Annotated in this window: 22 protein-coding genes and 1 riboswitch; of the genes, 16 read left to right on the top strand and 6 right to left on the bottom strand. The window is 44.5% G+C overall.

The window, feature by feature from the left end; translation table 11 throughout:
• Nucleotides 1-14: 14 nt before the first annotated feature.
• The 6 genes from gyrB to dnaA form a co-directional block, all read right to left on the bottom strand.
• The gene (gene gyrB, locus BLT15_RS08790) at nt 15-1,946 is read right to left on the bottom strand and encodes a DNA topoisomerase (ATP-hydrolyzing) subunit B (protein WP_143423049.1); all 1,932 of its coding nucleotides are present in this window, start codon (nt 1,944-1,946) and stop codon (nt 15-17) included.
• A complete protein-coding gene (gene remB, locus BLT15_RS08785) occupies nt 1,946-2,215 on the bottom strand; it encodes an extracellular matrix regulator RemB (RefSeq protein ID WP_089760792.1) in 270 nt (89 codons plus the stop codon). Before remB ends, gyrB begins: the two co-directional genes overlap by 1 nt.
• Before the next feature lie 4 nt (nt 2,216-2,219).
• The gene (gene recF, locus BLT15_RS08780) at nt 2,220-3,338 is read right to left on the bottom strand and encodes a DNA replication/repair protein RecF (protein WP_089760791.1); all 1,119 of its coding nucleotides are present in this window, start codon (nt 3,336-3,338) and stop codon (nt 2,220-2,222) included.
• Nucleotides 3,339-3,557 (bottom strand): RNA-binding S4 domain-containing protein, encoded by a 219-nt coding sequence (locus tag BLT15_RS08775; protein ID WP_089760818.1) that lies wholly within the window; start codon nt 3,555-3,557, stop codon nt 3,339-3,341. It lies immediately after the preceding gene.
• Between the two features lie 92 nt (nt 3,558-3,649).
• On the bottom strand, nt 3,650-4,774 hold the full coding sequence (dnaN, locus tag BLT15_RS08770) for a DNA polymerase III subunit beta (RefSeq protein ID WP_159429882.1): 1,125 nt from the start codon (nt 4,772-4,774) through the stop codon (nt 3,650-3,652).
• A gap of 241 nt (nt 4,775-5,015) precedes the next feature.
• Nucleotides 5,016-6,401 (bottom strand): chromosomal replication initiator protein DnaA, encoded by a 1,386-nt coding sequence (dnaA, locus tag BLT15_RS08765; protein WP_089760787.1) that lies wholly within the window; start codon nt 6,399-6,401, stop codon nt 5,016-5,018.
• Between the two features lie 516 nt (nt 6,402-6,917).
• On the opposite strand from dnaA, the gene rnpA reads away from it, so the two are divergent.
• The 16 genes from rnpA (at nt 6,918) to BLT15_RS08685 (ending at nt 22,131) form a co-directional block, all read left to right on the top strand.
• Nucleotides 6,918-7,316, top strand: a complete 399-nt coding sequence (gene rnpA / locus BLT15_RS08760) for a ribonuclease P protein component (protein WP_234985571.1) — start codon at nt 6,918-6,920, stop codon at nt 7,314-7,316.
• Nucleotides 7,317-7,343: 27 nt separating this feature from the next.
• The gene (yidD, locus tag BLT15_RS08755) at nt 7,344-7,568 is read left to right on the top strand and encodes a membrane protein insertion efficiency factor YidD (protein ID WP_089760786.1); all 225 of its coding nucleotides are present in this window, start codon (nt 7,344-7,346) and stop codon (nt 7,566-7,568) included.
• Nucleotides 7,569-7,581: 13 nt separating this feature from the next.
• Entirely contained in the window at nt 7,582-8,256 is a 675-nt protein-coding gene (locus tag BLT15_RS08750) for a YidC/Oxa1 family membrane protein insertase (RefSeq protein WP_234985570.1), read from the top strand.
• Nucleotides 8,257-8,262: 6 nt separating this feature from the next.
• Nucleotides 8,263-8,949, top strand: a complete 687-nt coding sequence (gene jag, locus BLT15_RS08745; protein WP_089760784.1) for an RNA-binding cell elongation regulator Jag/EloR — start codon at nt 8,263-8,265, stop codon at nt 8,947-8,949.
• A gap of 100 nt (nt 8,950-9,049) precedes the next feature.
• Nucleotides 9,050-10,474, top strand: coding sequence for a tRNA uridine-5-carboxymethylaminomethyl(34) synthesis GTPase MnmE (mnmE, locus tag BLT15_RS08740; protein ID WP_089760782.1), 1,425 nt, complete (start codon nt 9,050-9,052; stop codon nt 10,472-10,474).
• Nucleotides 10,475-10,558: 84 nt separating this feature from the next.
• Nucleotides 10,559-12,490 (top strand): tRNA uridine-5-carboxymethylaminomethyl(34) synthesis enzyme MnmG, encoded by a 1,932-nt coding sequence (gene mnmG / locus BLT15_RS08735; protein WP_089760779.1) that lies wholly within the window; start codon nt 10,559-10,561, stop codon nt 12,488-12,490.
• A gap of 11 nt (nt 12,491-12,501) precedes the next feature.
• On the top strand, nt 12,502-13,221 hold the full coding sequence (rsmG, locus tag BLT15_RS08730) for a 16S rRNA (guanine(527)-N(7))-methyltransferase RsmG (protein WP_234985569.1): 720 nt from the start codon (nt 12,502-12,504) through the stop codon (nt 13,219-13,221).
• 91 nt (nt 13,222-13,312) lie between these two features.
• A complete protein-coding gene (locus tag BLT15_RS08725) occupies nt 13,313-14,101 on the top strand; it encodes a ParA family protein (protein WP_089760775.1) in 789 nt (262 codons plus the stop codon).
• A complete protein-coding gene (locus BLT15_RS08720; RefSeq protein ID WP_159429880.1) occupies nt 14,094-15,068 on the top strand; it encodes a ParB/RepB/Spo0J family partition protein in 975 nt (324 codons plus the stop codon). The genes BLT15_RS08725 and BLT15_RS08720 overlap by 8 nt, the downstream gene beginning before the upstream one ends.
• 239 nt (nt 15,069-15,307) lie before the next feature.
• Nucleotides 15,308-15,967 carry a potassium channel family protein gene (locus tag BLT15_RS08715; RefSeq protein ID WP_089760771.1) on the top strand — a complete coding sequence of 220 codons (660 nt, stop codon included), beginning with the start codon at nt 15,308-15,310 and terminating at the stop codon, nt 15,965-15,967.
• 225 nt (nt 15,968-16,192) lie between these two features.
• Nucleotides 16,193-16,285, top strand: a riboswitch (glycine riboswitch).
• Nucleotides 16,286-16,385: 100 nt separating this feature from the next.
• The gene (gcvT, locus tag BLT15_RS08710) at nt 16,386-17,459 is read left to right on the top strand and encodes a glycine cleavage system aminomethyltransferase GcvT (protein ID WP_089760769.1); all 1,074 of its coding nucleotides are present in this window, start codon (nt 16,386-16,388) and stop codon (nt 17,457-17,459) included.
• 527 nt (nt 17,460-17,986) lie between these two features.
• Nucleotides 17,987-18,373, top strand: a complete 387-nt coding sequence (gene gcvH / locus BLT15_RS08705; protein WP_089760767.1) for a glycine cleavage system protein GcvH — start codon at nt 17,987-17,989, stop codon at nt 18,371-18,373.
• Complete coding sequence (gene gcvPA / locus BLT15_RS08700; protein WP_234985567.1) at nt 18,374-19,732, top strand: aminomethyl-transferring glycine dehydrogenase subunit GcvPA; 1,359 nt, start codon at nt 18,374-18,376, stop codon at nt 19,730-19,732.
• Nucleotides 19,729-21,177, top strand: coding sequence for an aminomethyl-transferring glycine dehydrogenase subunit GcvPB (gcvPB, locus tag BLT15_RS08695; RefSeq protein WP_089760765.1), 1,449 nt, complete (start codon nt 19,729-19,731; stop codon nt 21,175-21,177). The genes gcvPA and gcvPB overlap by 4 nt, the downstream gene beginning before the upstream one ends.
• A gap of 150 nt (nt 21,178-21,327) precedes the next feature.
• A complete protein-coding gene (locus BLT15_RS08690; protein WP_089760763.1) occupies nt 21,328-21,876 on the top strand; it encodes a tetratricopeptide repeat protein in 549 nt (182 codons plus the stop codon).
• Between the two features lie 57 nt (nt 21,877-21,933).
• Nucleotides 21,934-22,131, top strand: a complete 198-nt coding sequence (locus BLT15_RS08685; RefSeq protein WP_089760761.1) for a DUF951 domain-containing protein — start codon at nt 21,934-21,936, stop codon at nt 22,129-22,131.
• Nucleotides 22,132-22,139 lie beyond the last annotated feature (8 nt).

Below are 22,139 nucleotides of genomic sequence, written 5' to 3'. Positions count from 1 at the left end.
TATTTATCCCTTCCTTAAACATCAAGATTCTCAACTTCACTGGCATTTTCCTGAATGAATTGACGGCGGGGAGAGACACTTTCCCCCATAAGAGTGGTGAATGTTTCATCGGCCAAAATAGCATCCTCGACTTCAACCTCCAGCAGCAACCTGTTTTCTGGATTCATGGTCGTATTCCAGAGTTGTTCAGGATTCATCTCTCCCAAACCCTTGTATCTTTGCAGCGAGAAATTGCTATCGCCGATATCATCGAGCAACTCCTCAAGAGCTTTTTCATTGTAAGCATATTCTTCTCTTCTGCCTGCTTTTAATTTGTAAAGTGGAGGCTGAGCAATAAAGATTCTGCCTTCATCGAGTAGAGGCTTCATGTATCTATAGAAAAATGTCAGCAGTAGTGTGCGTATATGAGCACCGTCAACGTCGGCATCTGTCATAATTATTATCCTACCGTATCGAAGGTTGGAAAGATCGAATTCATCCCCTACACCTGTACCTATGGCGGTGATAAGCGATCGTATCTCCTTGTTATTTAAAATTTTATTCAGACGAGCTTTTTCCACATTGAGTATTTTACCTTTGAGCGGCAGTATGGCCTGAAAATGCCTATCTCTCCCCTGTTTTGCCGAGCCTCCGGCCGAATCGCCCTCAACAATATAGAGTTCAGATTCTTCCATATCGCGGGTCGAACAGTCAGCCAGCTTGCCGGGCAGAGCTGTAGATGTAAGAGCATCCTTGCGCCTGGTAAGGCTGCGTGCTTTTTTAGCAGCCCGTCTTGCCTCGGCAGCTTTTTCAGCTTTGGAGACTATTTTTTTGCCTATTGAGGGGTTCTCCTCTAAAAATTTGCGCAGTTCCTGGCTCAGAAGAGAATCCACATAACCTCGCATCTCGCTGTTGCCCAGTTTGGTTTTTGTCTGTCCTTCAAACTGGGGGTCAGTGAGCTTGACGCTGATCACAGCGGTCAGTCCTTCTCTGATATCCTCGCCCTTAAAATTATCATCGTCATCCTTGAGCATATTCTGACTGCGGGCATAATCATTGATGGTTCTAGTCAAAGCACGTTTAAAACCGCTGAGATGAGTACCTCCCTCACGGGTATTTATATTATTGGCAAAGCTGAAGATAGTTTCATTATAACCCTGATTGTACTGTATGGCTATCTCAGCTTCTTGATTCTCTTTTTCCGAATTAATATATATGGGTTCGGGAAATAATGGTTTTTTGTTGTGGTTGATATTTTCCACAAAGGAAATTATACCACCCTCAAAACAATAATTCTCTGTTTTCTCTTCCTCCTGACGATAATCGCTAAATTTGATTTCAAGACCGCTGTTTAAATAGGCCAGTTCTTTAAAGCGCTGGGAAAGTGTTTTGTATTTGAAGTTTAATTCATCGAATATTTCAGGATCGGGTCTAAATCTTATCTCGGTGCCGGTACAATCCTTTTCACATTCTCCTATCGGTTTGAGGTCCGATACCGGCTTGCCCCGCTCAAAACGCTGATAATAAACTTTCCCATCCTTCCAGGATATCTCCACCTCCAGCCATTCAGCCAGAGCATTGACAACAGAAACTCCAACTCCGTGGAGCCCTCCGGAAACTTTATAGCCCTTGCCGCCAAATTTACCGCCGGCATGAAGGGTGGTCATAACAACTTCAACAGCCGGCCTGTTTACCTGAGGATGACTATCTATAGGAATTCCACGACCATTATCCCTTACGGTTACCACACTATCATCATCCAGCTCCACTTCAATAAGATCACAGTAACCGCTCATAGCTTCATCTATGCTGTTATCGACAACTTCAAAAACCAGATGATGAAGGCCTTCGGAGGCGGTTGAACCCACATACATTCCCGGCCTCTTTCTGACCGCTTCCATACCTTCAAGAATTTGAATATTTTCAGCTTCATAATCGGTGCTGCCTCTAAGATTCTCCATAGACATCAATCTCCTCCAGTTTCAGTAACCAAATTTCTCATTCTTCGGGCGAGAGTTTTAGAGGATATCATCGACAGATAAATAGTTTCACCCGTGAGCACAAAAGAACGAATCTCTTTATCTTCAGCTCCAGATCTATCGATCACAAAACCTTCTTCCTCAGAAATAGAAAAAAACTCCCGGGAAATTTCCGAATCCATAACCCTCTCATAATCTCCAATCAGGACAATTTCCTCAGCGGGAACCATGTTATCATTGCCTATGTGGAGAAACATAATTTCACCATCCCTGGCTGATAACTCCCTGCTCTATTTTATAAAAATGTTTTTCATCGGCAGTTACTTCCTCCGCCAGAACACGATCGGTTGTAGTCAAAAAAGTCTGTACCCGGCTGCCGATAAATTCCATCAGCAGCTCTCTCCGTCTGCTGTCCAGTTCAGAGAACACATCATCCAGGAGCAGAACAGGATATTCTCCGGATTCAGATTTCATAAATTCCAGTTCTGATAGCTTGAGAGCCAGGGCGACGGTGCGCTGCTGGCCCTGAGAACCATATTTACGCACGTCCTCACCATTTAGTTCCAATTTTAAATCATCCCGATGAGGACCACAGAGAGTATAACCTCTCTCTATCTCCTTATTAATTTTCTCATTGAGCTCCCTTTTGAAAGCATCTTTAACAGATTCATCATCATCCACCGGGAAACTAAGCTCATAATTCACCCTTAAATTTTCCTCGTTGTCGGTCAATTTGCGCTGATGCAGCCTGGCCAAAATTTTCAGTTTTTCCACCACTTCCTGTCTTTTGGCCACTACCTCGCTTCCCAGTTCCACCAACTGCTCGGTAAATACCGTGATCAGCTCATCTTTTTCGCGTCTGCCCGCTCTCAAATCTTTGAGCAAATCATTGCGCTGGCGCAGAATCTTTTCATAACGTTTTAACCTGCGATAATAACTGGAATTGACCTGGGAAACTTCCACATCTATAAAATCTCTGCGCTGAGAAGGGCTGCCTTTGACCAGTTTCAAATCTTCGGGAGAAAATAGCACCACGTTGAGTTTACCGGTGAAATGCTCAAGCCTCTCCACCTCATCATCGTTAATCTTATAAACCCTTTCTTCCGCTTCCAGGCGCAGTGAAAGCTTATCCTCAATATTTTCTGATCTCTTCAGTTTAACCTGAACAACAGCCGGATTTTCTTCCGACTCCTTGTTGATCAATTCTTTGACCCGGGAAGTGCGGTGAGATCGACCAGTACCCAGATAATATATAGCCTCGAGCAAATTTGTTTTTCCCTGACCATTAGCTCCCAGTATAATATTTATATCCTTATTAAAATCAACGAGCACTGAAGATAGATTGCGAAAATTGTCGACAAAAAGACGTGTAATTCGCATTTAATCACTACTTACTTTAAATTTATCATTGCTTTCCTTTAAGGAAACAAAATCTCCAGGTTTTATTGTTTTTGACCTGCTGTAATTTACTTCTCCATTTACCCGTACTTCTCCTGCCTGAATTAAGTTTTTTGCCTGCCCACCGCTTTCAACTATATTGGCCCATTTCAGGAATTGATCAAGATTTATAGTTTCAGTATTGATTTTTATATCGTGAATTTCCCCTTCCATATTTCGACCTCCCTTCTATTTTTATACCGGTCATCCTTCTCTTTCATAGATCTTTTGACACTACCCTTTGTCATTATATATTACTCACTGCTGTCAGGTCTGATAGGCATGATTAGATAAATATACTCATCACTGCCGGGATTTTTCATGGTTATAGGATTGATTTTACCGATGAGCTCCAGTCTTACACTTTCCTCATCGAGAACTTTCAGACCATCCAGCATATAAGAAGCGTCGATTTTAATGCTTTGCTGGGGCTGACCGGTAAGATTTATTCTCACCTCTTCTTTTCCGTGACCCTTCTCGGAAGCTGATGATTCGATCGTCAGCAAATCCTCATCAAAATCCAGTTCTATTACATTGGAGTCGAGCCGGGCAATGGTAGAGACTCGTTTTACCGCCTGGCGGAGTCCTCTCTTGGAAACGTTAACTTCTGCTGAATAATCATCAGGCATAACCTGCTTATAATTGGGAAATTTGCCTTCTATCAATCTGGAAGTGATGATTACATCTCCGCAGGTAAATCTACAGTGATTGGAGCCCATCTCCACGTAAATCTCATCATCTTCATCATCGATCAATCTGCTGGCTTCCGAAAGAGTATTTTGGGGTATTATAGCTCTACTTTTTTCCTCTACATCTGGCAGCTCCATCTCCCTTTTGTAATACGCCATTCTAAAGGTATTTGTCGCAACCATGGTGATACTATCAGTGTCAACTGTCAGTAAAGCCCCGGTTAAACCCGGTTGAGAAGCCTTTTTTGAACAGGAAAATTTAACTTTGTCCACCATATCCTTGAATTTGTCGGCTTCCAGAGAAAAACTGGTCGTGATATCAACCTCCGGCAGTTCGGGAAATTCCTCCGGTTTAAAGCCCCGCAGCATAAACTCGGAACTTTCCGTAATAATTTCAGCAGAGTACTCCGACTGGTCGACTGAAAACTCAAGGGTTCCTTCCGGCAGTTCTCTTATGATACTGCTTAGCTCGTCACCAGGTATGACAATTTTTCCCATCTTTTCAACATCCGCTCCCAATTTCAATACTATACCAATTTCCAGGTCAGTAGCAGTTAAAACCAGGTTGCCTTCTTCATCGGCTTCTAAAAGCACTCCGGAAAGTATCGGCATTGTGTTGCTGGTAGATATAGCTCTTTTGGACTTTATCAGTGCATTGTGGAAAACTTTTTGTTGAATTTTAAATTTCATTTTGCCACCTCCACAAATAATATATCTTATCATATTCAATAGTAGTAACAGTAAGGGGTTGTGGAAATGTGGAAAAGCATGATTAAACTTGATATGATAGAGATATTAGCCTGTGGATAATATGTTAGCCGCCCGAAAAAGTTATCCACATCTAAACAGGCATATATCACCATAAAGTTGTCCACATTTGCTTCCACAGATGCTTAACAACAAATTAACAGCTTATCAACAGACCAGATATTTATTTTCTTTCCAGTTTTTGTTCCAGAGTCTGCAGGGTTTTTTTGAACTGATCATCTTCTTCCAGGCGATCGGAAATCTTATTGTGAGCATACATAACCGTGGTATGATCTCTGTCTCCGAATTCCTCTCCAATTTTAGGAAGAGATGAATCTGTCAGCTCCCGGGAAAGATACATCGCCACCTGTCGGGGGAGCACTATTTCCTGAGTTCTGCGTTTGGAATCAATCTCTTCTGTAGTTACATTGTAGTGTTCAGCTACTACCTGTTTTATGCCGGTTATATCAAGTTCGATAGCACCGGATTCTTCTTCTCTGACCAGGTCTTTGAGAGCCTCCTGGGCAAGCTCTAAATCTACATCTCTATCAACCAGATCCGAATAAGCTATAACTTTGATAAGGGCGCCTTCCAGTTCTCTTATATTTGATTGAATTTTGTTGGCTATGTATATGATAACCTCGTTGGGTATTTCCAGTTCTTCCAGATCAGCTTTTTTGCGCAAAATGGCGATTCTAGTCTCGAGATCAGGTTTTTGAATATCGGTAATCAAACCCCATTCAAATCTTGAGCGCAGCCTTTCTTCGAGAGTGGGTATCTCCTTGGGCGGTCTATCGCTGGATATTATCAGCTGTCTATTTGCCTCGTGAAGAGCATTAAAGGTATGAAAAAATTCCTCCTGGGTTCTCTCTTTTCCTGCTAAAAACTGAATATCGTCGACCAGCAGTATATCTATATTGCGATATTTATCGCGGAAATCAACAGTCCTATCGTCTTTGATGGCGTTTATCAGTTCATTCGTAAATGTTTCCGAAGAAACATATACAACTTTCTGCCTGGGATTATGATCAAGAATGAAGTGAGCGATAGCCTGCATTAGATGAGTTTTGCCCAGACCGACTTCGCCATATATGAAAAGTGGATTATAAGCTTTGGCAGGAGCTTCAGCTACAGCCAGAGAAGCAGCATGAGCAAATCTGTTGCTGTTACCAACTACAAAAGTATCGAAAGTGTATTTTTCATTCAAACCATCCTTGAGCTGATTATTATCCACCTCTTTTATGGTCTCTTCCTCATCCTGACTTTCTTTTGATGCAGGTGAGGGTTGTGAATCTGATTTTTCGAGTTCCTCGGGAGTGAGAAATTCTATATCAAGATTGCGTCCGCTTATATCGGAAATAGTTTCAGCTATAAGAGGTCGATAATGTGATGATATCCAATCTTTGACAAAATCATCCGGAACTTTGAGCTGAATGACATCATCCTGAGTTATGCCAGCTATCTCAGTATCGGAAAACCATGTTTTAAAGCTGGGATTGCTCACCTGTTCACGGATAACTTCTAAAGTTTCTTTCCAGACTTCTTCCAGTTGCTCCTGATTGTCGGTCATAAGATAAACCTCCTGTTTCTTGGCAAGTTATCCACAACTTGTGGAATAATCATCTTAAAAAAGGCAAGTTATCCACAGTAAAATATCTGCCCTTTAATTGCTTTTAGGGCAGGGAATAAGTTAAATTTGCTGAAAAAATTTTAACAGGCCCTGTTTAAAACTCGGGTTGTAATTAACAAGTTATCCACAAAAAATTGGACTTATCCCGTATTTTAGACGGGTTATCAACAAATTGTGGATAAAAACTCATGTTCTTGTGGATAACCTGCGGGCTTAAGAACGAAATATCGCCGATAACTTCTTATGTGAAAAACAAATTTTCAACAGGCATATACCTGTGTTAAAGTCCAACATTGTCAGTTTTCCACAAGAAGTATTAACATAATAACAGAATGTCAACATTTTATCAACAAGTTTTCAACAACCGGAATTTTTGTGGATAACCTATTAAAAAGAAGAGCTTTTTTCCACAACCAGCTCTCAGGATAGATCATCTCTCTTGACTAGCCAGATCAAATGACATATAATTTATATTGTATAGATTTATTGCAGGAGGTCTGGGGGGAGTCAGAAATTATAGAAAGCCTGAAAAAAGACAGTGAATTTAGAAGGGTATATGAGGAAGGAAGGTCTACTGCCAGTTCTTATCTGGTGCTCTTCTGGCTGAAAAAAGGATCTGATAATAATCGATTTGGATTTACAGTCAGCAAGAAGGTAGGTACGGCAGTAACAAGAAATAAGATAAAGAGAAGATTAAAAGAGATTGTCAGACGCTGGCTTTCTCATCTTTTAAAACCAGGCTATGATATGGTAATAATAGCGAGGCCCTGGGTAAAATCACTTAATTTCTACGAGATTAAACAGGATCTCAAAAAACTTTTTCAGGAAGCTGACTTATTTACCGATCGGTCGTAAACCGATTGTTTACAGGTGGTGAATTATATGATCAAAAGACTTTTTAGGAGAATATTTTTGCTCCTCATCGGTATCTATCAGCGTTTTATATCACCGATGCTGCCCGGGTCCTGTCGTTTTTATCCCACCTGTTCCAGCTATACCCGGCAGGCCATTGAGAAATACGGACCTTTTAAAGGTGTCTGGATGGGGATAAAAAGAATAAGCAGATGTCATCCCTTCAATCCAGGCGGAATTGATCCGGTAGAATAGGAGGAATTATTTAATGTTTGCACTGTTTGGACGCCTGATCGATTTTATGACCGAGACCATCGTTTTTTTGTATGGATTTGTTCCCAGCTACGGGCTGGCCATTATCCTTTTCACGGTATTGATAAGGCTGCTTTTACTGCCTTTGATGATCAAACAGACCAAATCTATGAAAGCCATGCAGGAACTGCAGCCCCAGATGCAGGAAATTAAAGACAAGTACGACGACAATAAAGAAAAACAGCAGGAAGAGATGATGAAACTTTATCAGGAAAATAACGTTAATCCGCTTTCAGGCTGTCTGCCTCTCGTTATTCAGATGGCAATTATTATCCCCCTTTACAGGGCGATAATGCAGATGAGTGAAACCGTTCCGGAATTTGAGGAATCAGTTTTTCTCTGGATAGGCAGGATTACCGGTGGTTCACTTGCTGAGAGAGACATAGTTCTGGTCATTTTGACAGGTCTGGTTATGCTCGGTCATTCCAAAATGACCCAGAGCCTTTCCGGGGGCGGCGGTAAAGCCGGGATGATGATGTATTTTATGCCGCTTTTTATAGTTTTTATAGGTTTTCAGCTGCCCGCAGCTGTTATGCTCTATCTCTTTACTTCAACTCTCTTTCAATTTTTCCAGCAGTATTACGTTAAAAGGGAGCCAGATGAACCGGAAACTGCCGTTGAGGAGGCCTGACGATATATGGATTGGACCGAAAGCACTGTCAGTAAAGCTGAAACGGTTGATGAAGCTGTCGAAAAGGCACTCGCTGAACTGGGAATAGGACGAACTGAAGCAGAAATAGAAATTCTGGATGAGGGTAGTTCCGGGCTTCTGGGAATTATAGGTAAAAGGGATGCCGAGGTTAAGGTCACTCATCTCAAAAAACCTGAAGACATAGGCAGAGAATTTCTCGAAAAGATTCTTGAGGCCGGGAATTTAGAAGTCGAAGTGGAGCATGTAAAGGAAAAAAGCGACGATGAACAGCTTTATTACAACTTCCATTCAGATAACGAACTCGGTCTGGTTATAGGTCACAGAGGCGAAACACTGGACGCTTTCCAGTATCTGACCTCTCTGGCCGTAAATCGTGAAACTGAAAGTTATCACCGGGTGATGCTTGATGCAGAGGGTTATAGAGAGAGACGCCGCGAAACACTGGAAAGATTGGCTGAAAAAATGAAAAGAAGGGCTATTGAAACCGGCCGCAAAGTTATGCTCGATCCCATGCCCCCGCATGAGAGAAGGGTTATTCACCTGGCTGTTAAAGATGATCCCCGGGTTAAAACTTACAGCGAAGGAGAAGAACCTTTCCGCAAGGTCTTGATTGAAACCACCATGAACGAGCAGTCTCAATCGAAATCTCATAGTACCGGGGCGGGAAATTAGTTTTAAAATATATAAGTGGCGGTAGATCACCCAGTAGGGCTGCCCTGCTGGGTTTTTTTATCGGATAATCACAGGATTTAAGGAGGAGTGTTTTAAAGATATGTCGGAGCGAAAAGATGGGGATAACCAGAGCAAAAATACACCTGAACAGGAGGAGACTATTGCCGCAATAGCCACTCCAGCAGGCAGCGGCGGGCTGGGCAAGGTGAGAATAAGCGGCTCCCGGGCTCTGAAAATTGCCGACAGCGTATTTACTTCGCCTTCCGGTAAGAGTTTATCAGAGGTCGCCAGCCATACGATACATTATGGTTTTATAAGGGATAAAGAAGAAAACAAAATAGATGAAGTGCTTGCTCTGGTATTAAAATCACCGCGTTCATTTACCTCTGAAGACACGGTAGAATTTGATTGTCACGGAGGGATGATGCCCTTAAATGGAGTTTTAGAGGCTGTGCTGCAGGCGGGGGCCAGGATGGCTGAACCGGGGGAGTTTTCCCGGCGGGCATTTCTGAACGGCCGCATAGATCTGTCTCAGGCTGAGGCTATAATAGATCTGATAAATTCCCAGACGGAAAAGAGCAGAGAGTTAGCTATGCAGCAGCTTCAGGGGAATCTTTCTTCCCGTATCAAGGATTTAAGAGATGACATGCTGGAATTGTTGAGTCAGCTGGAGGCTACCTGTGATTTCCCCGAGGATGAAATTCCCGGATTTGCCGGTGATGAGCTGGATGAAAGAATAGAAAATATGTTATCGCCTCTAAAGAAGCTTATAGCCAGCAGCAGAGAGGGCAGAATTTATCGCGAAGGACTCAAAACCGTGATTGCGGGAAAACCAAACGTGGGCAAGTCCAGTCTACTCAACACATTACTAAATGAAGAGAGGGCTATAGTTACCGAGGTTCCTGGAACCACCAGAGATGTAATTTCTGAGATAGTAAATCTCGAAGGAATTCCCCTCAGAATAACTGATACCGCTGGAATTAGAACAACCGATGACCAGGTGGAAAAAATCGGTGTGGCCCGCAGTGAAAGCTCTCTGCGCAGCGCTGATCTGGTGCTGTTTATGCTCGATGTCAGTCAGGGGCTGACAGAAGAAGATAGGGAAATATTCGCCAAAATTCAAGAAAAACCTTTAATCATACTGGTAAACAAAACGGACTTGCCTGCGGATTTAGATAGAGAAAAGATCGAGAAAAATTTCCCGGGGGCTCCTGTTTTGTTTATTTCGGTAGAAGAGCGTCGGGGTTTAAAAGAATTGAAAGAGACCATCGTTGAGCTGATTTTCAGCGACAGGGTCGTAGGAGATCATGATTATACCGTAACCCGGCTCAGACACAGACGGGCTCTGGAAAAAGCCCGCGAAAGTCTTGAGCATATGCAGCAGGCCTGCAAGCGCGGTATGCCAGAAGATATGCTCAGCATCGATCTGCGGGATGCTCTGCATGAGCTGGGCAAAATAACGGGGGAAACTGTCACCGAAGATATGGTGGAAAAAATATTTTCGGATTTTTGCGTGGGCAAATAGTCTTTAAATCGGGCTTAAATACTCAATATTTATCGAGATGTTTCACGTGAAACATTTTTAAACGATTTACAGGAGGTATATATTATGAGTGAGCGGGATGCCGGTTCCGGAAATTATACCAGCGAATCTCCCAAAAAATACGATGTCATAGTGGTGGGTGCAGGTCATGCCGGCTGTGAAGCAGCTCTGGCTCCAGCACGCATGGGCTATCGGGTGCTGGTACTCACCGTAAATCTGGATCACGTAGCTTTTATGCCCTGCAACCCTTCGCTGGGAGGGCCGGGTAAAGCTCATATCGCCAGGGAGATAGATGCTCTGGGAGGGGAGATGGCGGTAAACATGGATAAAACCATGACTCAGATTAGAATGGTTAACACCAGCAAGGGGCCGGCAGTTCAGGCACTGCGGGGTCAGGCTGATAAAGCTCGATATCACGAAAGAATGAAACAGGTTTTAGAAAATCAGCAGAATCTCGACCTCAAGCAGGATGTGGTTGTTGATCTTGTCGTAGAAGAGAAGAAGATTTCCGGAGTGGTGACCAAAACAGGCATATTATATCGAGCTGATAAAGTCATTCTGACAACCGGCACTTTCCTTCGTGCCTGTAATATCATCGGTGAGGCAAGATACAGCGCCGGTCCTAACCAGCAATATCCCGCCAACAGTCTTTCAGAATCTCTGGAGGAATTGAACTTTGATCTGTTGAGATTTATGACCACCACCCCTCCCCGGGTAAAAGGCAGCACCGTTGACTTTTCTAAAATGCGAGAGCAACCTGGAGATAAGGGTAATCTCAGTTTTTCTTTTACATCCGATTCACCTCTACAGGGAAAAAAGCAGGATTCATGCTGGTTGACACACACCACCGAAAAAACGCATGAATTGATAAGATCTCAGGTCGATAGAGCACCTTTGATCTCGGGTGAGATGGAAGGAACCGGGCCCCGTTATTGTCCTTCTATAGAAGATAAAGTTGTGGAATTTCCCGATAAAGACAGTCATCAGCTCTTCCTGGAGCCGGAAGGTAGGAGTACTGATGAATTTTATATCTCCGGTCTTTTTACCGGACTGCCGCTCGATGTCCAGCAGAGAGTTCTCGAAACTATACCCGGGCTGGAGCGGGCGGAAATTATGAGGCCGGGCTATGCTATTGAATATGACTGTGTCGCCAGCGGTCAGTTTGATCTGACCCTCGAGACAGATTCCATCGAGGGTTTGTATACCGCCGGACAGATCAACGGCACCTCCGGCTATGAAGAGGCGGGTGGACAGGGCTTGATAGCGGGAATCAATGCAGCGCTGGCTCTGGAAGGCAGAGACCCCCTTATTCTCCAGAGGTCTGAGGCGTATATTGGTGTTTTGATCGATGAACTGGTCACCAAAAACCCCCGCGAACCCTATCGGATGCTAACTTCGCGTGCTGAATACAGACTGCTTTTGCGGCAGGACAATGCCGATCAAAGGCTCACCCCTCTCGGTCGTGAAACTGGGCTGGTGAGTGATAGGAGATGGGAAATTTACAAGAACAAAAAAGAGCAGATAGAGGAGCTGGAAGATTACCTGAACAATACAAAAGTTACTCCCACCAGAGATGTAATACAGGCGCTTCAGGAACTGGACAGCGGTGGGCTTAAACAGGATGCAAATCTGGAAAAAATCCTGCGCCGGCCCGAAATTTCTTATCCGGATCTGAAAAAGATCGTGGATGATCTGCCGGAATATCCTCGAGAAGTTTTCAGGCAGGTGGAGATCTCCAATAAATATCAGGGCTATATCGACAGACAGCGCCAGCAGATTAAGGAGTTTGAAAGGATGGAAAATCGCCTTCTGCCCGAAGATATCAACTACGATGAACTTTCCAATCTTCGCCAGGAAGCTCGGGAAAAATTATCGCGCATCAGACCTCGATCTTTAGGCCAGGCCTCCAGAATTTCGGGTGTTTCGCCGGCAGATATTTCTGCCCTGATGATTTATCTGGAAAAAGAGGAAAAAGCCGATAAAGAAAAAGAGGAGTGATGATAATAGCCTTGCAGGAAGAATTTCGTTTGCTCAAAGAGGGAGCAGATCTGATCGGCATCTCGCTATCCAGACAGAATTTGGAGAATATGATATCTTTTTTAGAACTTTTACAGCGGCGGAACAGAAGAAAAAATTTAATTGGGACGAAAGGTTCACAGAAAATTATTATACGCCATTTCCTCGATTGTCTGGCCCCTCTTTCTCTGGAATCCATACCTTCTGGGGGGCCGGTGCTTGATATCGGCAGCGGGGCCGGTCTGCCAGGATTTTTGTGGAGCCTGGCCCGTCCGGATATAGATTTTTATCTGCTCGATTCTCGACAGAGCCGGATTGATTTTATCAGATCATCAGTCAACAAGCTCGATATTCATAACTGTTTTCCCATTGCAGAAAGAGCGGAAATTTTGGGGGATGATCCCGATTTTCGAGAGAAGTTTAACTTTGTCACAGCCCGAGCAGTGGCCCGGGCGGGTGTCGTGCTGGAATATGCTCTGCCGCTGGTCAGAGTTTCTGGCCAGGTGGGTTTATATAAAGGGCCAAATTACAGGGAAGAGTTAAAAACAGCTGCAGGAGTTGCTGAAAAAATGGGTGGGTCTGAAATTATTGTCCGGAAAATTGACGTTCCTTATCTGGAAGAAGAAAGGTATTTTCTCATTTCCAAAAAAGTAGAAAAAACTCCGGAAAGATTTCCCCGCAGCGTCGGAGTTCCCGAGAAGCGACCTCTTTAGGCAGGAGATAAGGCGGTTTGATAGAATTATATTTACAGGATTAGTTTAAATTTACAGGAGATCAGGGCCAGGGGCCCGGGGGAGGACAATCATGACTGATAGAAATGAAGAGAATAACAAAGCATATATAACCGCTGTGGTCAATCAAAAAGGTGGGGTAGGAAAAAGCACCACCGCCGTAAATCTGGGAGCGGCGCTGGCCAGAAAGGGAAAAAAAGTTCTCATTATTGACATTGATCCCCAGGGCAATGCCACCAGCGGACTGGGCGTGGATAAATCAGAACTCGAACACAGCATTTATGAACTTCTATTGGGCAGTCAGCAGTTCGATACACTGGTTCAGGATCTGGACGAGGATAATCTCAAACTGCTGCCTTCCAGCATCGATCTGGCCGGGGCTCAAATCGAACTGGTATCACAAATATCCAGAGAGAAGAAGCTGGCCCAGGAAATAGAAGGGAAGCTGATAGATTACGATTATGCTTTGATCGACTGTCCTCCTTCTCTGGGACTTTTGACGCTCAATGCTTTATCCGCTGCTGATGATATTATTATACCAATACAGTGTGAATATTATGCTTTAGAAGGTTTAGGACAGCTTCTGGATACAGTTGAGCTTGTCCAGAACAATTTAAATCCCTCTCTAAAAATCAGAGGTGTGCTTTTAACCATGTACGATGCCCGCACCAATCTCTCCTCTCAGGTGAGCGAGGAGGTTGAGAAGTTTTTTTCCGACAGACTTTATGAGACGGTAATACCCAGAAATGTCAGATTAAGCGAAGCTCCCAGCTTCGGTCAATCAATATTTGCCTATGATCCTTCTTCCCGGGGCGCAAAAGCTTACAGTCAGCTGGCAGAGGAGGTGCTCGAGAATGAATGAAGAAAAAAAGAGTCGACTGGGCCGGGGACTCGATGCTCTGCTGGGAAGCAAAGGGGAGCATGATCAGGAGTTGAAGGATATAAATCTCGAGAGAATTGAGCCCAATCCCTATCAGCCCAGAGATAATGCGGCTGCTGAAGAAGAGCTGGAAGAACTCGCTGAATCAGTCCGGGAAAACGGGATTCTGCAGCCTGTTATTCTCACCACCTCCGGGGAAGGATATTATCTTGTGGCCGGGGAAAGACGCTGGAGGGCTGCCAGAAAAGCCGGCCTGGAAAGGATTCCGGCTCTGGTTAGAGATCTGGATCAAGATAAAATGATGGAACTTGCTCTGATAGAGAATATTCATCGGAAAGATCTCAATCCGCTGGAAGAGGCTCGCGCTTATAAACAGCTTCTTGAAGAGCTTGATCTCACCCAGGCTGAATTATCCTCGCGCCTGGGCAGAAGTCGTTCAAGTATCAGCAATTCACTCAGATTGCTCAAACTCCCTCTCGAGGTACAGGAATATGTTTCACGTGAAACATTATCAGCCGGACAGGCCAGAACTCTGGCCGGTATTGACAGCAAAGATCAGCAGATAAAAGCAGCTGAAAAGATCATGGAAGAGAAGATGAGTGTGAGAGAAACCGAGAAGTATGTTTCCAGGCTCAAAAAAAGCGCCGAAGAGTCAGGGGAGCGGAAAGATAAAGAGTTATTGAATATTGACAGGCTGTCCCAAAAAGTCAAAACTGAAACCTCTGAACCAGGAGAACAGCTGGATGAAGATGAGATCGATGTAAGGCATTCAGATGGAGGGGTAGAAGACAAAAGCAGGCAGGTCCGCCGCAGCAGCCTGGAAAAACAGCTGTCCAGAATGCTGCCTCTGGAGATAAAAATAAAAGAGGATGAGGAGAGCTGGCAGCTGCATATAAAAGCTGATAGCCTGGATCAGCTGGAAAATCTGCTCCAAAAGTTTGAAGAATAAGATTTCAGATCCGATCCTGATTTTTTGATCGTCCTGACAGCAGGCTTAAGTTAAACCATCTGATTCTTCTATAGAACAGTTGGTGAAATAGCCATATATACTCGGTTATCAGGAAAAATTTCACTGTGAACAGAGCCTTGTAACTTCCAAAAATAAGGAATATGAATATGCCCAAAACTATATTCTATCCTTATATGGAGAAGATCCAACCATCTTAATTGATAGGGGTGTTATAATTCATGAATATAATAATTGTCGGGGGCGGCAAAATGGGCAGATATTTAATCAATGATCTGAATAGAGACGAGCATGACATCATTCTGGTTGAGATGGATGAAAATAAATGTCAGCGGCTCCAGGACCGCTTTGATATCGAAACTGTTCAGGGAGATGGAGCTGATGCCGATGTGCTGGAAAAAGCGGGCGCAGAAAAAGCTGATGTGGTTTTAGCGGTTACCAAAGATGATCAGGATAATCTTGTTATATGTCAAATCGCCGAAAGAACATTTGGGGTCGATCGAACCTTCACCACCGTCAATACCCCCGGCAATGAAAAGCTTTTCGACTGGCTGGGAGTAAATGTCGCCGTAAGCAGCGCCTCTATACTTTCTGCGCTGGTAGATCAGGAAGTCAAAGTTAAGGATATGAAAGAGCTCCTTTACCATGATCTTGACGGTCTCAATCTTTTCAGGCTCACGGTGGCTGAGAACTCACCTGTCGAAGGTAAGAAATTAAAAGAAATCGATATGCCGCAGGAAGTGGTTTTTGCCTCTGTTCTGCGGGGCGATTCCCCGCTGGTTCCCCGGGGGAATACCAGGTTATTCAAAGATGATTTGATAATTTGTCTGGCCCGCAATGAGGTAAAGGAGGATGTAGAAAACCTTTTCAATCCCGAATAACAGCAAAATTGTCGGAGATAATTATTAATTCATTTATTTATAATATATAAAAAATCTGAATTTATAGGAAGGAATTCTGCTGTTTAAAAAGAATATATATAATGAGTCAGAGAAAGTATTCTGGGAGCAAGCGATTTTTACGGAAGTAAATCAATATACCATTTTTGAAAATATCATATACAGACCTATACCTGCTGACATATCAACACAATATGTCGATTCCGGTTGAAGTTCAGGAGAGAGTCCCTATTTGGGCGCCGAAGGTGCAAGGTTCCTGCGGGAACCGAAACTCTCAGGCTTAAGAATCCTGGATGGACGGATCTCTGGACAGGTTAACTGGACAGGGGAGGCTATATTAATTTATAGCCTCCCCTATTTTGATTCTCTGGAGGAAAATATTTGATGGAGGTGGTTAAAAATTAAAAGAACCCCGCTTTATCATCGGCATGAAGAGCTGGAAGCCAGCATGACGGATTTTGGCGGCTGGGAGATGCCCGTTGAGTACGAAGGAATTATCAAAGAACACCGCAATGTTAGAAAGAACTGCGGTCTCTTTGACGTATCTCATATGGGTGAGATTTTTCTGACCGGCGAGAGAGCAGCAGAGTGCGCTGATTACCTGCTGACAAACAGTATAGCTGATATGTCAGCTGGATCTGTGGTTTATTCACCCATGTGCTATGAGCATGGGGGAGTCGTCGATGATCTGATGATATATCGGATGGCCGAAGATGAATTACTCCTGGTTGTCAATGCAGCCAATCGAGAAAAAGATTTTGAATGGATAAAAGAAAAAAGTTTTACTGATGTCGAGGTCGATGATAGAACCGAAGAATATGCTCTGCTCGCCCTGCAGGGGCCTGCTGCAGAAGAAGTATTAAACTCTCAGGCGGATTGTGAGCTCGGTGAAATCGACCCATTTCAGTTCAGCCAGGGGAAAATAGCCGGAGTGGATACCATAATTTCTCGAACCGGATATACGGGCGAAGACGGTTTTGAACTTTATTTTGCCGCCAAAGAGGCTGATAATGTCTGGCAGCGGATAATGGAATCCGGGAAAAGCCATGATATTCAGCCGACAGGACTGGGGGCACGTGACACTCTCAGGCTGGAAAAAACGCTCTGTCTTTATGGCCACGAGCTTTCAGAGGAAATTCACCCGCTGATGGCCAATTTGAGCTGGACGGTTGATTTTGACGGAGGCGATTTTATTGGCCGGGAAGCCCTGGTGGAGATCAGAGAAGAAGGATATGATAAAGAGCTGGCCGGTTTTATAGTTCGGGAAAGAGGCATAGCCCGCAATGGTTATGCAGTTCTCAGCGGTGATAAAGAGATTGGAGAGGTTACCAGCGGTTCTTATTCTCCCAGTCTGGAGGAGAATATTGGCCTTGCTTATATAGATAAGGAATATTCTGAAGTGGGCAGAGAGATTGAGATTGAAGTAAGAGGGCGTTCTCTGGCTGCCGAAATTGTGAAGACACCTTTTATATAACCTGCAAAATGGTTTAATAAATATGGCTCTTCTCCGAAACAGCTGGTTAAAATTTCAAAGTTCGTGTCAGCTTCCAGTAATAAGCAGTATGAATATGACTAAGATATATTAAACCAGCTGATATGGAGAAGATTCATATATATATGAAATTTTAGCATCAGATGATTTATAAAAGGATCTTCTTGTTATCAGTTGATAGATATCGTATAAGACCGCTATCATGACAATAGTGGCTGGAAGATATAAAGCAAAGTGATACTCGAAATTTTTCGAAACTCAGGTTGAGTCCACGGCCAAAAAATAGTGTCCCCGGCTCAGGATGTGCCGGGCTGAGCGGGAGCTCAAGGACGAGCTTTCGCGAAGGGAGCGCAATTTTTTGGCCGACAACTAAACTTAAACCGGGGAAAAATTTCATTGTGAACGAAGCTTTATATCTTACAGCACAATTAAAATGAGGTTTTACACACCTATTATCCAACTGAATACAAGAAGATCCTTATAAAAAATCACAACAGGAGGCGGATAATATGGAAGTACCGGAAGATTACTGCTATACGGAAGATCATGAATGGATAGCCGTGGAGGATGGCTCTGGCAAAGTTGGTTTAACGGATCATGCTCAGGAAGAGCTGGGAGATATTGTTTTTGTTGAGATGCCTCAGGAAGGCGACGAATTCGACAAACATGAAAACTTTGGTGTTATCGAGTCTGTCAAGGCTGTTTCCGATGTTTACACACCGGTCAGCGGTACGGTCGTGGAGGTCAATGAAGATCTGCTCGACAGCCCTGAGCTTATCAATGATGAACCCTATGAAGGAGGGTGGATTGTTAAAATTGAGCTCAGCGATGAATCCGAACTTGATGAGCTCATGGATGCTGAAGAATATCAGGATTATCTGGAGGAGGAAGCCTAAATGAGTAATATTTCTTATATCTCCAACACCGACCGGGAACGGGAGGAAATGCTTTCTGCCATAGGCGCGGAAGATGTAGAAGAATTATTTTCTGCCATACCTGAGGAGGTCATGCTGGATCGTCCCTTTGAAATTCCCGAAGGAATGTCGGAAATGGAGCTGGTCGAGCTGGCTCAGGAAAAGGCCGAGCGCAACTTGAGCCTGGGGGAAATAGATAGTTATCTGGGAGCCGGTTCCTATGATCATTATCTGCCGGCTATTATCGATCATCTGGTACTGCGCCAGGAATTTTACACCTCTTATACCCCTTATCAGGCCGAACTCAGCCAGGGAACTCTGCAGACAATTTATGAATATCAGAGCATGATATGTGAACTGACCGGGATGGGGATCTCTAATGCTTCGCTGCTCGATGGAGGTTCTGCTGTCGGAGAAGCGGTGTTAATGGCAGCGCGATTTACCCGCAGCGATAAAGTTGTTCTTTCGAGCACTGTTCATCCGGCCTATCGTCGAGTGGCCCGCACCTACGGATATCCTCAGGATATAGATTTTAATGAGATAGAGATGCACGAGGAGGAACCTGTAGTTAAAGTCGATGAAATTATCGATGCTGTTGATGCGGAAACTGCTGCAGTCGTAGTTCAATATCCTAACTTTTTTGGAGCAATAGAAGATATCGAGAAGTTAAACGATGCTCTGGAGGACAGCGACACTCAGCTTATCGTTGTTGCCAATCCCATAGCTTTAGGTATGCTGACTCCGCCGGGAGAGCTCGGTGCTGATATCGCAGTGGGAGAAGCTCAACCTCTGGGCAATGTGGTTAATTACGGCGGCCCCTACCTGGGATACCTGGCCATAAGAGATGATAGAAGGCTGCTGCGAAAAATGCCGGGACGTCTTTCTGGCCGCACCACTGATGATGAAGGCAACGAGGGCTTTGTAATGACCATGCAGACCCGGGAGCAGCATATCCGTAGAGAGAGGGCAACATCAAATATTTGCACCAACGAAAATCTGAACGTCGTCATGGCCGCAATTTATATGGGAGCGATGGGCAAACAGGGACTTCAGGATGTGGCCGATCACTGCTATCAGAAGACTCGCTATCTCAAGGATCAGCTGGCTGAATTGGAAGGTGTTGAGATAGTCAACGGCGACAATCACTTCCATGAGTTCTGGATGAAGACCGATAAATCTGCAGCCGAAATTGAAAAGGGAATGATAGAAAGAGGGATCCTGCCCGGGGTCGATCTTTCGCAGTTCGGAGAGGTCGAAGGACTATTGGTTAATGTGACGGAGAAAAAATATAAAGAGGATCTGGATAATTACGTTTCCACCCTGGAGGTGGTGCTGCAATGAAGGAACCTTTATTGAAGGATTACAGCACACCGGGCAGAACGGGTTATTCGCTGCCAGAGATAGAAGTGCCCGAAGTCGATCCCGGCGAAAACCTGCCCGGATGGGCTCTTCGTGATGAGGCGCCCGGGCTGCCGGAGGTCAGCGAGGTTGATGTTGTCAGACATTTCACGAGTCTCTCAGAACTCAACTATGGTGTCGATTCCGGCATATACCCGCTGGGTTCCTGCACCATGAAGTACAACCCCAAGGTTAATGAGGATATTGCCAGAATACCCGGGCTTACCATGCTTCATCCCTATCAACCGGAAAGACATGTTCAGGGCTCACTTTCGCTTCTCTACGAACTAAAACAATATCTGGCCGAAATCAGCGGTATGGATGAGGTCAGTCTCCAGCCAGCCTCCGGAGCACACGGGGAATACGTTGGCCTGCAGATTATATTGAATTATCTCGAAGATAACGGAGAAGGCGATCGAAATAAGGTAATAGTACCTGATTCAGCTCATGGAACCAATCCGGCTACTGCCACCATGTGCGGTATGGAAGTGGTTGAGATTGAATCAAACGACAGAGGAATGATCGATCTCGATGAGCTGGAAGAAGCAGCTGATGAAGATGTGGCCGCGCTCATGCTCACCAACCCCAACACGCTGGGAATCTTTGAAAAGGATATCAGGGAAATAGCCGAGATTGTTCATGAAGCCGGGGGTCTTCTCTATTATGATGGAGCTAACATGAATGCTGTAATGGGCTATGCGCGCCCCGGAGATATGAATTTTGATGTGATTCATTACAATCTGCATAAGACCTTTTCCACCCCTCATGGAGGCGGCGGTCCCGGATCCGGCCCGGTAGCTGTAAAGGAGGAATTAAAACCCTATATTCCTGCTCCTGTGCTTTCTAAAGAAGATGATGAGTATTACTGGGACAGCGACAGGCCCAAATCGCTGGGCAAAGTCCATGCTTTTAACGGCAACTATGCAGTCATGTTGAAGGCATATGCCTACATTCGCGGCCAGGGAGCCGGAGGTCTTAAAAGGGTATCGGAAAACGCTGTACTCAATGCTAATTACCTCAAGCAGCAGCTCATCGATGAATTTGATCTGCCCTTTGCAGCTGACAGCTTTCACGAGTTCGTTATATCGGGACGCAAGCAAAAGAAAGAACACGGAGTTACAACCCAGAATATCGCCAAACGTCTGCTGGATTACAATCAGTACGCTCCCACCATATACTTCCCGCTGGTCGTCGAAGAAGCTATGATGACGGAGCCGACGGAGACTGAGAACAAAGAATCGCTGGATAACTTTGCTGATATCATGAAAACTATAGCCAGAGAAGCAGAAGAAGACCCTGAGATGGTTAAAAATGCTCCTCATGAGGCCCCGGTCGGGCATCTTGATGAGGCTGAAGCGGCCAGAAACCCCGATCTCTGCTGGGGATAATGAGACTGAAGTTGATAATTGAATGATCACATCACAAAACAGGGCGCTCCTGCCCCGGTTTTGCCCGGGCATGGAGCGCCTTTTTATCCTGCGGCGGCTGTGATATAATGCTATAAATGCAGACGGCGGCTGCTGGAGGTGCTTTTTGGCATGCGCAAAGAAGAACATATCGATAAAACCTCCGAAGAGATAGCGAAGGATTACAGGCGGGCGGAGGAGATGATTAAAAGGGGAAAGACTTCAAAAGCCGAGCAAATTCTCGATAAAATTCTGGCAGAAGATGAAAAATTTGTTCCGGCTTTAAACAAGCTGGCAGTGATACAGATCAGAGCCGGCAGAACAGATGAAGGAGAAAATCTGCTGGAGCGCGCTTTGAATCAGGACCCGGATTATCCTCCTGCACTCAGCAATCTGGGCAATCTTGCCAAAGAGGCAGGGGAGCTGGACAGAGCTGAAAAGCTTTACCGGCAGGCTTTAGAGATCAATCCCGAGTACGGACCCGCCTACAATAATCTAGGTGTTATTAAGCGTGAGGGCGGAGAATATAAAGATTCAATCAAATTTTTAAAGAAGGCTCAAAAGCGGGGAACTTTCTCACTCAAAACCGACAGCAGGCCTTTTTACCGCGATCCTGGCTGTCTTCTGCCGATGATTTTGGCCGGTCTTATCGGCATAGTGGTCATAATATGGATTGTTTGATTTTGTTATTTTTTAAAATCAGATACAAAGACCAGGTCGTAAAAGGGGTGAAACATCATGAACTCTGCTGATGTTAAACCAGAAGATATAGTTAAAATGAAAAAACCTCATCCTTGTGGTGCCAATCGCTGGCGGGTCATTCGGGTGGGCATGGATTTTAAACTGCGCTGCTGTGAGTGTGATCGGTTTGTTAGAATGAAGCGAAAAAAATTTGAAAAATCATTTGCAGAAATTCTGGAAAAGGCTGAAGAATAGATCAGTTT

Source organism: Halarsenatibacter silvermanii, assembly GCF_900103135.1.
GTDB lineage: Bacteria > Bacillota > Halanaerobiia > Halanaerobiales > Halarsenatibacteraceae > Halarsenatibacter > Halarsenatibacter silvermanii.
The sequence above is the reverse complement of the archived record's forward strand: the minus strand, read 5'-3'. Positions and strand labels throughout refer to the sequence as shown.